The organism is Acinetobacter sp. GSS19 (assembly GCF_028621895.1).
GTDB lineage: Bacteria > Pseudomonadota > Gammaproteobacteria > Pseudomonadales > Moraxellaceae > Acinetobacter.
Genome location: NZ_CP117520.1, coordinates 354,779 through 367,332, shown reverse-complemented (window position 1 = coordinate 367,332; position 12,554 = coordinate 354,779). Strand labels below are relative to the sequence as shown.

At 44.6% G+C, this 12,554-nt stretch carries 24 protein-coding genes; all 24 read right to left on the bottom strand.

What is annotated here, in order from left to right:
- Window positions 1-51: 51 nt before the first annotated feature.
- Complete coding sequence (locus PGW99_RS01860) at window positions 52-444, bottom strand: hypothetical protein (RefSeq protein WP_273778408.1); 393 nt, start codon at window positions 442-444, stop codon at window positions 52-54.
- Window positions 437-694 (bottom strand): FAD assembly factor SdhE, encoded by a 258-nt coding sequence (locus tag PGW99_RS01855; protein WP_273778407.1) that lies wholly within the window; start codon window positions 692-694, stop codon window positions 437-439. Before PGW99_RS01855 ends, PGW99_RS01860 begins: the two co-directional genes overlap by 8 nt.
- A gap of 109 nt (window positions 695-803) precedes the next feature.
- A complete protein-coding gene (locus PGW99_RS01850) occupies window positions 804-2,252 on the bottom strand; it encodes a flavin-containing monooxygenase (protein WP_273779395.1) in 1,449 nt (482 codons plus the stop codon).
- Window positions 2,253-2,406: 154 nt separating this feature from the next.
- Window positions 2,407-2,781: a 50S ribosomal protein L17 gene (gene rplQ / locus PGW99_RS01845; RefSeq protein ID WP_273778406.1), complete on the bottom strand. Its 375-nt coding sequence runs from the start codon at window positions 2,779-2,781 to the stop codon at window positions 2,407-2,409.
- 18 nt (window positions 2,782-2,799) lie between these two features.
- On the bottom strand, window positions 2,800-3,807 hold the full coding sequence (locus PGW99_RS01840; protein WP_004691292.1) for a DNA-directed RNA polymerase subunit alpha: 1,008 nt from the start codon (window positions 3,805-3,807) through the stop codon (window positions 2,800-2,802).
- Window positions 3,808-3,824: 17 nt separating this feature from the next.
- Window positions 3,825-4,451: a 30S ribosomal protein S4 gene (rpsD, locus tag PGW99_RS01835; protein ID WP_273778405.1), complete on the bottom strand. Its 627-nt coding sequence runs from the start codon at window positions 4,449-4,451 to the stop codon at window positions 3,825-3,827.
- Window positions 4,452-4,463: 12 nt separating this feature from the next.
- Window positions 4,464-4,850: a 30S ribosomal protein S11 gene (gene rpsK, locus PGW99_RS01830; RefSeq protein WP_001040166.1), complete on the bottom strand. Its 387-nt coding sequence runs from the start codon at window positions 4,848-4,850 to the stop codon at window positions 4,464-4,466.
- 19 nt (window positions 4,851-4,869) lie between these two features.
- Entirely contained in the window at window positions 4,870-5,226 is a 357-nt protein-coding gene (gene rpsM / locus PGW99_RS01825; RefSeq protein ID WP_273778404.1) for a 30S ribosomal protein S13, read from the bottom strand.
- A gap of 106 nt (window positions 5,227-5,332) precedes the next feature.
- A complete protein-coding gene (gene rpmJ / locus PGW99_RS01820; protein WP_000867907.1) occupies window positions 5,333-5,449 on the bottom strand; it encodes a 50S ribosomal protein L36 in 117 nt (38 codons plus the stop codon).
- Between the two features lie 20 nt (window positions 5,450-5,469).
- Window positions 5,470-6,789, bottom strand: coding sequence for a preprotein translocase subunit SecY (gene secY / locus PGW99_RS01815; protein WP_273779393.1), 1,320 nt, complete (start codon window positions 6,787-6,789; stop codon window positions 5,470-5,472).
- 45 nt (window positions 6,790-6,834) lie between these two features.
- Window positions 6,835-7,275, bottom strand: coding sequence for a 50S ribosomal protein L15 (gene rplO, locus PGW99_RS01810; protein ID WP_273778403.1), 441 nt, complete (start codon window positions 7,273-7,275; stop codon window positions 6,835-6,837).
- A gap of 3 nt (window positions 7,276-7,278) precedes the next feature.
- Window positions 7,279-7,455 carry a 50S ribosomal protein L30 gene (gene rpmD, locus PGW99_RS01805; RefSeq protein WP_273778402.1) on the bottom strand — a complete coding sequence of 59 codons (177 nt, stop codon included), beginning with the start codon at window positions 7,453-7,455 and terminating at the stop codon, window positions 7,279-7,281.
- A 6-nt stretch (window positions 7,456-7,461) separates the two neighbouring features.
- On the bottom strand, window positions 7,462-7,959 hold the full coding sequence (gene rpsE, locus PGW99_RS01800) for a 30S ribosomal protein S5 (protein ID WP_273778400.1): 498 nt from the start codon (window positions 7,957-7,959) through the stop codon (window positions 7,462-7,464).
- A 2-nt stretch (window positions 7,960-7,961) separates the two neighbouring features.
- Entirely contained in the window at window positions 7,962-8,312 is a 351-nt protein-coding gene (gene rplR, locus PGW99_RS01795) for a 50S ribosomal protein L18 (RefSeq protein WP_273778398.1), read from the bottom strand.
- 14 nt (window positions 8,313-8,326) lie between these two features.
- Window positions 8,327-8,860 (bottom strand): 50S ribosomal protein L6, encoded by a 534-nt coding sequence (gene rplF / locus PGW99_RS01790; RefSeq protein WP_273778397.1) that lies wholly within the window; start codon window positions 8,858-8,860, stop codon window positions 8,327-8,329.
- A 13-nt stretch (window positions 8,861-8,873) separates the two neighbouring features.
- Window positions 8,874-9,272, bottom strand: a complete 399-nt coding sequence (gene rpsH, locus PGW99_RS01785) for a 30S ribosomal protein S8 (RefSeq protein ID WP_273778396.1) — start codon at window positions 9,270-9,272, stop codon at window positions 8,874-8,876.
- A 13-nt stretch (window positions 9,273-9,285) separates the two neighbouring features.
- On the bottom strand, window positions 9,286-9,591 hold the full coding sequence (gene rpsN / locus PGW99_RS01780) for a 30S ribosomal protein S14 (protein ID WP_004825185.1): 306 nt from the start codon (window positions 9,589-9,591) through the stop codon (window positions 9,286-9,288).
- A 9-nt stretch (window positions 9,592-9,600) separates the two neighbouring features.
- Entirely contained in the window at window positions 9,601-10,137 is a 537-nt protein-coding gene (rplE, locus tag PGW99_RS01775) for a 50S ribosomal protein L5 (RefSeq protein WP_273778395.1), read from the bottom strand.
- A 16-nt stretch (window positions 10,138-10,153) separates the two neighbouring features.
- The gene (rplX, locus tag PGW99_RS01770; RefSeq protein ID WP_273778394.1) at window positions 10,154-10,471 is read right to left on the bottom strand and encodes a 50S ribosomal protein L24; all 318 of its coding nucleotides are present in this window, start codon (window positions 10,469-10,471) and stop codon (window positions 10,154-10,156) included.
- A gap of 9 nt (window positions 10,472-10,480) precedes the next feature.
- A complete protein-coding gene (gene rplN / locus PGW99_RS01765) occupies window positions 10,481-10,849 on the bottom strand; it encodes a 50S ribosomal protein L14 (protein ID WP_001982634.1) in 369 nt (122 codons plus the stop codon).
- Between the two features lie 92 nt (window positions 10,850-10,941).
- Window positions 10,942-11,199 (bottom strand): 30S ribosomal protein S17, encoded by a 258-nt coding sequence (rpsQ, locus tag PGW99_RS01760; RefSeq protein ID WP_273778393.1) that lies wholly within the window; start codon window positions 11,197-11,199, stop codon window positions 10,942-10,944.
- Window positions 11,196-11,393: a 50S ribosomal protein L29 gene (rpmC, locus tag PGW99_RS01755; protein ID WP_273778392.1), complete on the bottom strand. Its 198-nt coding sequence runs from the start codon at window positions 11,391-11,393 to the stop codon at window positions 11,196-11,198. The genes rpsQ and rpmC overlap by 4 nt, the downstream gene beginning before the upstream one ends.
- Window positions 11,393-11,806, bottom strand: a complete 414-nt coding sequence (gene rplP, locus PGW99_RS01750) for a 50S ribosomal protein L16 (protein WP_273778391.1) — start codon at window positions 11,804-11,806, stop codon at window positions 11,393-11,395. Before rplP ends, rpmC begins: the two co-directional genes overlap by 1 nt.
- A gap of 3 nt (window positions 11,807-11,809) precedes the next feature.
- Window positions 11,810-12,553 (bottom strand): 30S ribosomal protein S3, encoded by a 744-nt coding sequence (gene rpsC / locus PGW99_RS01745; RefSeq protein ID WP_442784388.1) that lies wholly within the window; start codon window positions 12,551-12,553, stop codon window positions 11,810-11,812.
- Window position 12,554: the final 1 nt, after the last annotated feature.

Here is a 12,554-nt window from a genome sequence, read left to right as displayed (position 1 = left end):
GATAACCCAATAAAAGCCTAACTACTTTAGAAAGAAATTTGACTTTACTCGCTAATGATTGAGCAGCGCTAACTGTTTTAAAGATTTCCATTGTGGAACTGTCAATTGATCACACCAGATCACGATAGGCGGGATTTTACTCCCTTGAAAGTACAGCACGATATACAGTTGATGATCAATAACTTGATGCAATTGTAGCTGCAATACCTGTGAGGATTGGCGATACAGTACAGACCAATCATCCGCATCAAGATGCTCTAAACGCAACAAATCTGCCCGTTTACGAAACAGTAGATAACTCATCAAGCCTAACACGGCACAGATCAACCAAAGGACTGGATTGACAACAGCATATAGCAGTGCAAGCAAGATCATGAATATCAAACACTGAAACGCAAGCGCGATACGGCTGCGTTTCAATTGAAAAGCACGTGGCTTAGCCATGAATGTAATTTTTAAGCTTCGCGATAAACGTTTTAAGCTCTGGGCGTGGTGGTTCGGTGACTTCCATAAACCAGTCCAGCAAATCCGGATCCTCTTGAGCAACCAATTCAGCAAATAAGGCTTTTTCAGCAGGATCAGCTTGCAAATAATACTGTTTCACATAAGGATCAAAATACACATCGATTTCTTTCAAACCACGACGTGCACGATAAATCACTTTACGCTCTTCCAAGCTCATTTCTTCTGACATGTTTATCCCCAACGTTTGATAAGGTGTCTAGTTTAACCCAACTCAACAGCATTTCATGCATCATTTCAGCGATAGCATCTGGCGATAGGAATGGTAAACAGCTGAACAATCAGCTACGGAAAGTTAGAATACCATCCTCAAAACTTGCATGTTTTAATGCTTTACGGTCTGCCAGATAATTATTGGTCATTTTCCAAGGAGATGTTGCCCCCTGCTTTGGCATTAAGTGAGTAGCACGCTGGATATACCCTGCAGTTAAGCCTCCCATAACACTCTGAGGAAGTTGCTCTGCCTGGCCAGCCGGCATGACTTCGGCATAGCCTTGCTGATCCATATAATTTAATAAACTGCAGAGATAATCTGCAACAATATCGACCTTAAGCGTCCACGATGCATTGATATAACCAATCATCATGGCCAAGTTCGGTACATTATTGAGCATCATTCCTTGATAAAGCAGGTGTTGAGCAGGATCAATGGGTTTACCATCCACTGTTGCCTGAATCCCACCCAGGACCTGAATTTGCAGGCCGGTGGCAGACACAATAATATCCGCATCCAGATGTTGTCCAGATTTCAGCTGAATTCCATGTTCGGTGAAATGTTCGATCTCATCGGTAACTACACTCGCCTGCCCATCTCTCAGTACCTGGAAGAGATCACCATCAGGCACCACACAGAGACGCTGCTCCCAGGGAAAATAATGTGGCGTGAAATGCTTCATATCGACTTTCCCCTGCAACTGCTTTTTCACCGCATGCAATAAAAAGGTACGGACCAGCTGAGGATATTTACGAGCCAAGGCGTAGATCAAGCGCTGCGTTACAATATTACGACCACGGATCAGTTGATAAGCGGTCTGTTCTGGCAGCCATTTACGCAATTTATGATACATCTGATCCAAGGCAGAAATCGAAGCAATATAGGTGGGTGAACGTTGCAGCATGGTTACATGCCCAGCCCCACCTTGCACCAAGGCTGGAAGTAACGTGATCGCAGTGGCACCGCTACCAATCACCACAATCTTCTTACCCTGATAATCTAGCGACTCCGGCCAATGCTGTGGGTGAATCAACTGACCTTGAAAGGCAGTTTGATTTGGATAGTGAGGCAAAAAACCCTGTGCATAGTCATAATAGCCGGTACAGGAAAAGATAAAATTGGCGATCCAGGTTTGTTTTTCCTGTTGTGCATTGATGACTTCAACCCACCATTGTTTGGTTGCTGAATCGTAATTCGCAGCGATCACCCGATGGCCAAAATAGATTTTTTCGCGCAAATGTTGTTCATCAACGACTTCTGACAGATACCCTCGAATAGAAGCCGCATCAGCCAGCACACTTGCTTTGCGCCACGGCTTAAAACGATAGCCAAAAGTCGTCATATCCGAGTCAGAACGAATACCGGGATAGCGGAATAAATCCCAAGTACCGCCGATGCTCTCCCGTGCTTCGAGAATCGCAAATTGTCGTTTTGGACATTGCTGAGCAAGATGTGCAGCGAGGCCAATCCCCGAAATACCCGCACCGATAATTAGAACATCAATCTGCTTGCTCATCATACTTTTAAAGGTTCATGCTAGAGAAAATGATTAAAACATAATTTTAACCACACCACCTATTCGTCATACAGATAAAGCTGAACGGACAGTAAACAAAATAAAAAGCATAAAAAAAACCGGCCATTAAGCCGGTTTTTTTAAATCTGTGAAATTATTCAGCAGATTTAAGCTCGCGATCTACAAGCTCAACGTAAGCCATCGGTGCAGCATCACCTGCACGGAAGCCCGCTTTAAGAACACGTAGATAACCGCCGTTACGCTCTTTGTAACGAGGGCCAAGCACGGTAAATAATTTACCTACAGTTGCTGCATTACGAGTACGAGCAAACGCCAAACGACGGTTTGCTACTGTATCGTTTTTAGCTAAAGTGATTAAAGGCTCAGCAACGCGACGAAGTTCTTTCGCTTTAGGCAAAGTTGTTTTGATTAACTCATGCTCAACAAGTGCATTGGTTAAATTTTGGAACAACGCCTTACGGTGGCTGCTGGTACGGCCTAATTTCACACCACTATTACGATGACGCATGGTGATAGTCCTACTTAATTAACGGCTACGATAGGCGAAACGGTCGTCCATGCGCAAACTAGCTGGTGGCCAGTTTTCTAAACGCATGCCGAGTTGCAAGCCTTTCGAAGCCAAAACATCTTTAATCTCAGTCAACGATTTCTTACCTAGGTTTGGAGTTTTTAACAACTCAACCTCAGTACGTTGAACAAGATCACCAATGTAGTAAATATTTTCTGCTTTCAAACAGTTAGCAGAACGAACAGTAAGCTCAAGATCATCTACTGGACGAAGCAAAATTGGGTCAACTTCTTCGCGAGGTTCTTGAGCCACAGGTGCCTGGTCTTTCTGAAGATCAACAAAAATTGCAATTTGTTGTTGCAAGATTGTTGCCGCTTTGCGGATTGCTTCTTCAGGATCAACAGTACCGTTGGTTTCAAGATCAATGACCAGCTTATCAAGGTCAGTACGTTGTTCTACACGCGCGTTTTCTACGGTGTAAGATACACGTTTGATTGGGCTATAAGAAGCATCCAACTGTAAACGACCCACTGGGCGAGTCTCGCCTTCTGGGAAACGTGAGTCAGATGTTTCATAACCACGACCTTGAGAGACTTTCAGGCGCATTTTCAATGAACCTGAAGCACTCAATGTGCCGATCAAATGCTCTGGGTTAACCACTTCAACGTTGTGAGGTAGACGAAGGTCAGCAGCAGTTACGTCGCCAGGACCCTGTTTTTCCAACGTTAAGTAAGCTTCGTTTTGATCGAACAGCTTAATAGACAATCCTTTTAGGTTCAGCAAGAGCTCGACGATGTCCTGCTGCAAGCCTTCTAAAGTACTGTACTCGTGCTCGACACCTTCTATCTCAACTTCAACCACAGCTGCGCCAGGTAAAGATGACAATAGAATACGACGTAGAGCATTACCTAGAGTATGACCAAAGCCACGCTCTAAAGGTTCTAGAATCACTTTTGCCGAGGTCCCGCTAACCGCTTCGACCTTGATCGCTTGCGGAGTTAGAAACTCGTTTGCAGTACGCGTCATTATTGCTACCTCAAGGATTATTTAGAATACAATTCTACAATCAAGCTTTCGTTGATTTCAGCAGGTAAATCAGAACGATCTGGAGCAGCTTTGAAGGTACCTTCTAATTTAGAATGGTCAACTTCCATCCAAGAAGGAATACCACGTTGCGCAGCCAACTCAATTGCGTTTTTGATACGTAATTGTTGTTTAGCGCTTTCGTGAACTGCAATCACATCACCAGCTTTAACTTGGATAGACGCGATGTTAACACGACGACCATTCAAAGTAACGCTACGGTGAGATACGAGCTGACGAGCTTCTGCACGTGTAGAACCAAAACCCATGCGATAAACGACGTTATCAAGACGGCTTTCAAGTAACTTTAACAAGTTCTCGCCAGTTGCGCCTTTAACACGAGCTGCTTCTTTATAGTAGTTACTAAATTGACGCTCTAAAACACCGTACATGCGACGTACTTTTTGTTTTTCACGTAATTGTAGTGAGTACTCAGATTGTTTGCTGCCACGAGCTCCACCGTGTTGGCCAGGAGCTTTAGCATGTTTTTTAGTCTTAACGTCAAATGGTTTAACGCCAGATTTTAATTGCAGGTCTGTCCCTTCGCGGCGAGAGAGTTTGCATTTTGGACCAATATAACGAGCCATGAATGTTTCTCCTTACACGCGACGTTTTTTAGGTGGACGGCAACCGTTGTGAGGAATTGGTGTCACATCGGTAATGCTGTTAATCTTATAACCCACTGCGCCTAATGCACGAACCGCAGACTCACGACCAGGACCAGGACCTTTCACAAGGACGTCTAGGTTTTTCAAACCGTAATCCAAAGCTGCTTTACCAGCAACTTCAGCAGCTACCTGAGCAGCAAACGGAGTTGATTTACGTGAACCACGGAAGCCTTGTCCACCTGAGGTGGCCCAAGCCAATGCATTACCTTGACGATCGGTAATCGTTACAATGGTGTTATTAAAAGACGCGTGAATGTGTGCAACACCTTCAGAGACGGTACGAGTGACCTTCTTGCGTGTGCGAGTATCTTTAGCCATCTTTTAGCTTCCAGAAATCTTACTTTTTAATCGGTTTGCGCGGACCTTTACGGGTACGTGCGTTAGTTTTGGTGCGTTGACCACGGACAGGCAAGCTGCGACGATGGCGAAGACCGCGGTAGCAGCCTAGATCCATTAAACGTTTAATGTTCATGGAAATTTCGCGACGTAAGTCACCTTCGGTCGGAACCTTAGCAACTTCTGCACGAATCGCATCAAGCTGAGCATCATCCAATTCACGGATCTTAGTTGTTGGAGCAATACCAACAGCAGCTAAGATATTCTTAGCAGTGTGGCGACCAATACCAAAGATGTACGTGAGGGAGATAACAGCATGCTTGTTATCCGGAATGTTTACACCGGCAATACGAGCCATTCACTTTTCTCCAAAAAGGCAGTAGATAATCAACCGCCCCACAAAAAATCTTGAGGGGCGGATATTAACCTAATTAGCCTACTGAAATCAACAGGTCTTGATCAGATTAACCTTGACGCTGCTTATGACGAGGTTCTGCGCTACAAATCACGCGGATAACCCCATTACGACGGATAACTTTACAGCTACCACAAATTTTCTTTACAGAAGCTTGTACTTTCATGATGAAACCTCTAAGTGCGCTTATCCCTTCGGATGAGCAGTCGTTTTTCTCATTAACGTTTGGTTATCGTACTGGTGCGAGGTGAGATGTGCTTGAAGCTGAGCCATAAAGTCCATCACTACAACTACAACGATCAGCAAAGAGGTACCACCCAAAGAGAATGGAATACCAAATGAACTTTGCAATACCATCGGCATCAAACAGATCACTGTAATGTAAATCGCGCCAATAAAGGTCAAACGATTGAGAATATGATCTAAGTAACGAGCAGTTTGCTCACCTGGACGAATACCAGGCACATAAGCTCCGCTGCGTTTCAAGTTCTCTGAAACTTCTTTTGGACTGAAAACCAGCGCGGTATAGAAGTAACAGAAAAAGATAATTAACGCACCAAAGAGCACCAAATACAAAGGTTGTCCAGGCGATAAAACTAAAGCCAAATCTTGCAGACTACGCTTGATAATACCCGCATTCGGATCTGCACTACCCACCCACTGACCTAAGCTCGCAGGGAACAAAAGCAATGAACTGGCAAAAATTGCAGGAATCACGCCCGCCATATTAATTTTCAATGGCAAATGGCTTTGCTGCGCGGTAAATACACGTCGACCTTGCTGTTTTTGTGCGTAGTTCACGGGGATACGACGCTGTGCTTTTTCAATAAACACAATTGCGGCCAACACACCTAATGAAAGCAGTGCAAAAACTGCCAGACCAATCAAACTTGCTTGGCCATTTTCGATTGAGGTGAATGATTGCATAATCAAATTAGGCAACCCAGCCACAATACCCGCAAAAATGATCATGGAGATCCCATTACCGACACCACGTTCGGTAATCTGTTCTCCTAACCACATTAAGAACATAGTACCAGCAACTAAAGAAGTCACAGCAGGAATATAAAATGCCATGCCTGACGTCAAAGTAATTCCCTGACTGATCAGACCTGCACACATCCCGACGGACTGTACCAGTGCCAACAACAATGTTCCTTGTCGCGTATATTGGTTAATCTTACGTTTACCTTGCTCGCCTTCTTTTTTCAAAGCTTCGAGCTGTGGAACCACTGTAGACATCAGCTGCACAATAATTGAAGCAGAGATGTATGGCATGATCCCAAGCGCAAGAATAGACATTCGCTCTAATGCGCCACCTGAAAACATATTAAACAAACCAAGGATCGTACCTTGGTTTGCATTGAAGAGGTTCTCAAGTGCAGCATTATTAATGCCCGGTACTGGAATATGCGCTCCTAGTCGAAACACCAACAACGCCCCGATGAGAAACATCATTCGGCGAATAATTTCACGATATTTCACGTGAAATGGCTGGCCTTTCATCATGTGAACATGACCTGAAGAACTAGGAGACATAGACACTAGTGATTACTCCTCGACTTTACCGCCAGCAGCTTCAACAGCTGCTTTAGCGCCTGCAGTCACCGCAACACCTTGGATAGTGAATGCGCGAGTGATTTCACCAGAAAGCACGATACGAGCGCGAATCATGTCTTTACGAACAACATTCGCAGCTTTCAAAGTTTCAAGGCTAACGATGTCGCCTTCCACTTTGCTAAGCTCAGATAAACGTACTTCAGCAGTTTTCAAAGCGATTTGGCTAGTGAAGCCGAATTTAGGCAAACGACGGTAAAGTGCAGTTTGACCACCTTCAAAGCCCGGACGAACGCCACCACTTTTACGTGATTTTTGACCTTTGATACCACGACCACCAGTCTTACCAACGCCAGAACCGATACCACGACCTAGACGACGATTTTCACGTTTTGCACCTTCTGCAGGCGCAAGTTCATTTAAACGCAGAGTCATGGCTTATTCCTCTACACTAACCATATAGTAGACTTGGTTGATCATACCGCGGTTAGAAGGTGTATCTTGCACTTCTACAGTATGACCAATACGACGCAGACCTAAACCTTGAAGGCAAAGCTTGTGATTTTTCAAGCGGTGCGAAGCAGATTTAGTCTGGGTAACTTTAATCGTTTTCATGATTGATTACCCTTGAATTTGTTCTACTGAAAGACCACGTTTCGCAGCAACTTTCTCAGGAGAAGTCATGTCACGCAGACCTTTAAAAGTCGCGTTAACAACGTTCGCAGCGTTAGTAGAACCATAACATTTAGCAAGTACGTTTTGTACACCTGCAGCCTCAAGAACGGCACGCATTGCGCCACCAGCGATTACGCCAGTACCTTCTGAAGCAGGTTGCATGTATACACGGCTTGCACCATGACGAGCATTCACAGGGTGTTGCAGAGTAGTACCTGCAAGATCAACCGTGATCATGTTGCGACGAGCAGCTTCAAGTGCTTTAGAAATAGCAGCTGGAACTTCACGCGCTTTACCACGACCAAAACCTACACGACCATTACCATCACCCACAACCGTTAATGCTGTGAAAGAGAAGATACGACCACCCTTAACAACTTTGGCTACACGATCAACGGCAACCAGCTTTTCAACAAGACCTTCGTTTTGTTCAACTTTAGCCATGATTAGAACTCCAAGCCGTTTTCACGAGCAGCATCAGCCAAGGCTTTGATACGACCATGATATTTGAAACCAGAACGGTCAAACGCAACTTTAGTAATACCAGCTGCTTTAGCACGTTCCGCGATTAAAGCACCAACTTTAGTTGCCGCTTCAACATTACCAGTAGTACCACTACGTAAAGATGCATCTAAAGTAGAAGCTTGCGCTAAAACTTTGCCACCATCTGCTGAGATAACTTGAGCATAGATGTGACGCGGAGTGCGGTTTACACACAAACGAGTCGCACCCAATGCACGGATGTGCAAGCGTGTGCTTTTCGCACGACGCAAACGGGATTGTTTCTTTTCGTTCATAAGAACCTCGCGCCTTATTTCTTCTTAGCTTCTTTACGAAGGACAACTTCATCCGAATAACGAACACCTTTACCTTTATATGGCTCAGGCTCACGATATGAACGGATGTCAGCAGCTACTTGACCTAACAACTGTTTGTTCGCAGATTTCAATACGATTTCAGTTGCAGTTGGAGTTTCTGCAGTTACGCCTTCAGGAAGTGCATAATCGATTGGGTGAGAGTAACCAAGGTTAAGGTTAACAACGTTACCTTTAACCGCAGCTTTATAACCAACACCGATCAATTGCAATTTACGTTCGAAGCCTTCGTTAACACCTTTAACAAGGTTGTTTAACACAGCGCGAGCAGTACCAGCTTGCATCCAAGCGTCTTTCGACTCTTTAACTGGAGCAACTTGAAGTTTACCTTCTTCCTGTTTTAGCTCGACCAGCGCATGCAGGTTGAAAGACAATGTACCTTTGCTGCCTTTCACTTCGACCTGCCGGCCGTTCTGAGTAACTGTTACACCGTTAGGTACAGTTACTGGGGCTTTAGCCACACGAGACATGAGGAATCACCTATTATGAAACAAAAGCAATAACTTCACCACCGACGCCCGCAGCACGTGCAGCGCGATCAGTCATGATGCCTTTGCTTGTAGAAACAATTGCAATACCCAAACCTTGCTTAACGCTTGGAAGATTATCTTTACCGCGGTATTGGCGAAGACCTGGACGGCTTACGCGCTTAACGGTTTCGATAACTGGTTTGCCTTCGAAATATTTTAACGTAATGGTCAAAGTTGCTTTATTGCCTTCAGCTTCAGCAACTTCTACATTCGAAATGTAACCTTCTTGTTGAAGTACGTTTGCAATAGCAACCTTCAACTTAGAATTTGGCATAGAAACAGTTTGTTTCTTCGCCATTTGTGCGTTACGAACACGTGTTAGCATGTCGGCAACGGTATCTTGCATACTCATTTATAGTCGCTCCTTACCAGCTTGCCTTAACAACGCCCGGTACATCACCTTGCATTACTGTGTCACGTAATTTGTTACGGCTTAGACCGAACTTACGGAAGTAACCATGAGGACGACCAGTTAAACCACAACGGTTACGAAGGCGTACTGGAGACGCATTACGAGGTAATGCTTGTAACTTCATCATCGCTTCGAAACGTTCTTCGTCGCTTGCATTTACGTTTGCAATCGTTGCTTTTAATTCAGCACGTTTTGCAGCGTATTTAGCAACAGTAGCTTCGCGTTTCAATTCGCGATTAATCATACCTTTCTTAGCCATATCGACCTCTTATTTGAACGGGAAGCCGAATGCACGCATAAGCGCACGGCCTTCGTCATCGGTGCGAGCAGTCGTAGTGATGGTAATATCCATACCACGAATACGATCAATCTTATCGAAATCGATTTCAGGGAAAACGATTTGTTCTTTAAGACCCATAGAGTAGTTACCACGACCATCGAATGATTTCGCTGAGAAACCACGGAAGTCACGGATACGAGGGATCGCGATAGAGATCAAACGGTCCAAGAATTCGTACATACGCTCGCCACGTAAAGTAACTTTACAGCCGATCGGCCAACCATCACGGATTTTGAAACCCGCGATAGATTTACGAGCTAATGTAAGAACTGGTTTTTGACCAGCAATTGCTTGCATATCAGAAAGTGCACCATCAAGGAGTTTTTTGTCAGCAGCAGCTGCACCAACACCCATGTTAATGGTGATTTTAGTGATGCGAGGAATTTCCATCACATTCTTAATGCCCAATTGTTCTTGTAATTGAGCTTTAAGTTCGTCGTTATAACGCGCTTTAAGTCTGGCCATTGCCTATTTCAACCTATTACTTCGCTGCCGCCACTGATTCACCATTTGATTTATAAACGCGAGTTTTCACGCCATCAATCGTTTGGTAACCAACACGGTCAGCCTTTTGGGTTGTAGCATTAAAAATTGCCACGTTAGAGATGTGAAGCGAAGCTTCCTGAGTAACAACACCGCCTTCAGCGCCGGTTACACGATTTGGCTTCTGGTGCTTCTTCACCAAGTTAAGGCCTTCAACCTTAACGCGGTCATTAGAAACAGACAGAACAGTACCCTGTTTGCCTTTTTCTTTACCTGCGATCACAATTACTTGATCGCCTTTTTTGATCTTAGCCATGATTGCCTCTTATAGAACTTCAGGAGCCAGTGAAATAATTTTCATGAACTGTTCAGTACGAAGTTCACGAGTCACTGGTCCGAAAATACGAGTAGCAATCGGCGCTTTGTTGTTGTTCAAAATCACAGCAGCGTTGTCATCAAAACGGATCACTGAACCATCTGGACGACGAATGCCGAACTTTGTACGTACAACTACAGCATTCATCACGTCACCTTTTTTAACACGTGCGCGTGGAATAGCTTCTTTTACAGTAACTTTAATAATGTCGCCAACAGAAGCATAACGACGATGTGAACCACCAAGTACTTTAATACATTGTACGCGGCGAGCACCACTGTTGTCTGCTACGTCGAGCATCGTTTCGGTTTGAATCATTGCCCTACTCCAAAACCGAGCATCACCGGTCACAATTTCGAAAGGCTCAAAGAGTACTCGAAATTGTCCGATGATGCAACAAGAACGTCTAATTACTCAGCAGCTGCTTCAACAACTTCAACTAATGTCCATGACTTAGTTTTAGAAATTGGGCGGCTTTCTTTGATAGTCACAAGGTCACCAAGTTTAGCAACGTTGTTCTCATCATGAGCGTGTAGTTTAGTTGAACGGCGGATTGATTTGCCATACAACGGGTGTTGAACGCGGCGTTCAATAAGCACAACAATAGACTTGTCCATTTTGTCGCTTACGACTTTGCCGGTTAACGTGCGGACTGTTTTTTCACTCATTGTCCGTTCCCCTGTTTTTCGGTAAGGAGTGTCTTGATAACCGCAATAGTCTTGCGAGTAAGTTGCACTTCGTGCGATTTACCCAATTGACCAGTTGCTTTCGCCATACGAAGACGGAATTGGTTAAGCTGTTGCTCATCAAGCAAAGCTTTCAACTCTTCTACCGATTTTTCACGTAGATCTTTAGTTTTCATTACATTACCGTCCGAGTCACGATTGTGGTTTTAAACGGAAGTTTAGCAGCAGCAAGCTTGAACGCTTCAGTTGCTAATTCTTCGTTCACACCTTCAATTTCGTACAGGATCTTACCTGGCTTGATCTCGCAAACCCAGTACTCCACATTACCTTTACCGTTACCCATACGAACTTCTAATGGCTTTTCGGTAATTGGTTTGTCTGGGAATACGCGGATAAAGATTTTACCACCACGCTTAATACGACGGCTAATGGTACGACGGCAAGCTTCGATCTGACGCGCAGTCATACGACCACGTTCAGTCGCTTTAATAGCAATCGAACCAAATGATACTGTACTGCCACGATGTGCTAGACCAGTGTTACGGCCTTTATGCACTTTACGGAATTTGGTACGTTTTGGTTGCAACATGGATTATTCTCCCTTGTCTGCAGCGCGACGACCACGACGCTCTTGACCTTCACCACGACCGCGACCGCGTTTAGCTGGACGTTCTTCAGCTGGAGCTGGGTTCATGACTTGCTTCATGCCACCCAAGATCTCGCCACGGAAGATCCAAACTTTAACACCAATCGTACCGTAAGTAGTTTCAGCGCGCATAGTTGCGTAGTCGATGTCAGCACGAAGCGTATGCAAAGGTACACGACCTTCACGATACCATTCAGTACGTGCAATTTCAGCACCACCTAAACGACCAGATACTTCAACTTTGATACCCTTAGCACCGGCACGCATTGTGTTTTGTACCGCACGCTTCATAGCACGACGGAACATTACACGTTTTTCCAATTGAGAAGCGATAGCTTCAGCAACTAGACGCGCATCTAAGTCTGGGCGATCAATTTCGTTGATGCTTACTTGCGCAGGCACACCCATAATAGCGGTGAGCTCACGTTGTAATTTTTCAATATCTTCGCCTTTTTTACCGATTACGATACCAGGACGAGCAGTGCTAATTGTTACTTTAGCAGCGCCTGTTGGACGTTCGATAAGAATATTGCTGACCATTGCGCTCTTAAGTTTTTTAGTTAAAAACTCACGAACTTGAAGATCTTTAAGCAAGTATTCAGCGTATTGTTTCGGACTCGCATACCAGTTAGCGTTATGACGTTTCACAACACCTAGGCGGATACCGATTGGATGAACCTTCTGACCCATA

Coding starts and splice junctions, on each gene's coding strand:
- rplO (WP_273778403.1), bottom strand. CDS start 7,275: ATGACTCTGCGTTTAAATGAACTTGCGCCTGCAGAAGGTGCAAAACGT.
- rplP (WP_273778391.1), bottom strand. CDS start 11,806: ATGTTGCAACCAAAACGTACCAAATTCCGTAAAGTGCATAAAGGCCGT.
- rplE (WP_273778395.1), bottom strand. CDS start 10,137: ATGGCCAGACTTAAAGCGCGTTATAACGACGAACTTAAAGCTCAATTA.
- rpmC (WP_273778392.1), bottom strand. CDS start 11,393: ATGAAAACTAAAGATCTACGTGAAAAATCGGTAGAAGAGTTGAAAGCT.
- rpsQ (WP_273778393.1), bottom strand. CDS start 11,199: ATGAGTGAAAAAACAGTCCGCACGTTAACCGGCAAAGTCGTAAGCGAC.
- rpsM (WP_273778404.1), bottom strand. CDS start 5,226: ATGGCTCGTATTGCCGGTGTAAACATTCCGGATAACAAGCATGCTGTT.
- rplN (WP_001982634.1), bottom strand. CDS start 10,849: ATGATTCAAACCGAAACGATGCTCGACGTAGCAGACAACAGTGGTGCT.
- secY (WP_273779393.1), bottom strand. CDS start 6,789: ATGAAAGGCCAGCCATTTCACGTGAAATATCGTGAAATTATTCGCCGA.
- PGW99_RS01855 (WP_273778407.1), bottom strand. CDS start 694: ATGTCAGAAGAAATGAGCTTGGAAGAGCGTAAAGTGATTTATCGTGCA.
- rplX (WP_273778394.1), bottom strand. CDS start 10,471: ATGGCTAAGATCAAAAAAGGCGATCAAGTAATTGTGATCGCAGGTAAA.
- PGW99_RS01850 (WP_273779395.1), bottom strand. CDS start 2,252: ATGAGCAAGCAGATTGATGTTCTAATTATCGGTGCGGGTATTTCGGGG.
- rpsE (WP_273778400.1), bottom strand. CDS start 7,959: ATGGCTAAAGTTGAACAAAACGAAGGTCTTGTTGAAAAGCTGGTTGCC.
- rpsH (WP_273778396.1), bottom strand. CDS start 9,272: ATGAGTATGCAAGATACCGTTGCCGACATGCTAACACGTGTTCGTAAC.
- rplQ (WP_273778406.1), bottom strand. CDS start 2,781: ATGCGTCATCGTAATAGTGGTGTGAAATTAGGCCGTACCAGCAGCCAC.
- PGW99_RS01860 (WP_273778408.1), bottom strand. CDS start 444: ATGGCTAAGCCACGTGCTTTTCAATTGAAACGCAGCCGTATCGCGCTT.
- rpmD (WP_273778402.1), bottom strand. CDS start 7,455: ATGAAAACGATTAAAGTTACCCAGACTAAATCTGCTTCGCACCGCTTG.
- rpmJ (WP_000867907.1), bottom strand. CDS start 5,449: ATGAAAGTACAAGCTTCTGTAAAGAAAATTTGTGGTAGCTGTAAAGTT.
- PGW99_RS01840 (WP_004691292.1), bottom strand. CDS start 3,807: ATGACGCGTACTGCAAACGAGTTTCTAACTCCGCAAGCGATCAAGGTC.
- rpsK (WP_001040166.1), bottom strand. CDS start 4,850: ATGGCTAAAGATACTCGCACACGCAAGAAGGTCACTCGTACCGTCTCT.
- rpsD (WP_273778405.1), bottom strand. CDS start 4,451: ATGGCTCGTTATATTGGTCCAAAATGCAAACTCTCTCGCCGCGAAGGG.
- rplF (WP_273778397.1), bottom strand. CDS start 8,860: ATGTCTCGTGTGGCTAAAGCCCCAGTAACTGTACCTAACGGTGTAACA.
- rpsC (WP_442784388.1), bottom strand. CDS start 12,553: ATGGGTCAGAAGGTTCATCCAATCGGTATCCGCCTAGGTGTTGTGAAA.
- rplR (WP_273778398.1), bottom strand. CDS start 8,312: ATGAACGAAAAGAAACAATCCCGTTTGCGTCGTGCGAAAAGCACACGC.
- rpsN (WP_004825185.1), bottom strand. CDS start 9,591: ATGGCTAAGAAAGGTATGATTAATCGCGAATTGAAACGCGAAGCTACT.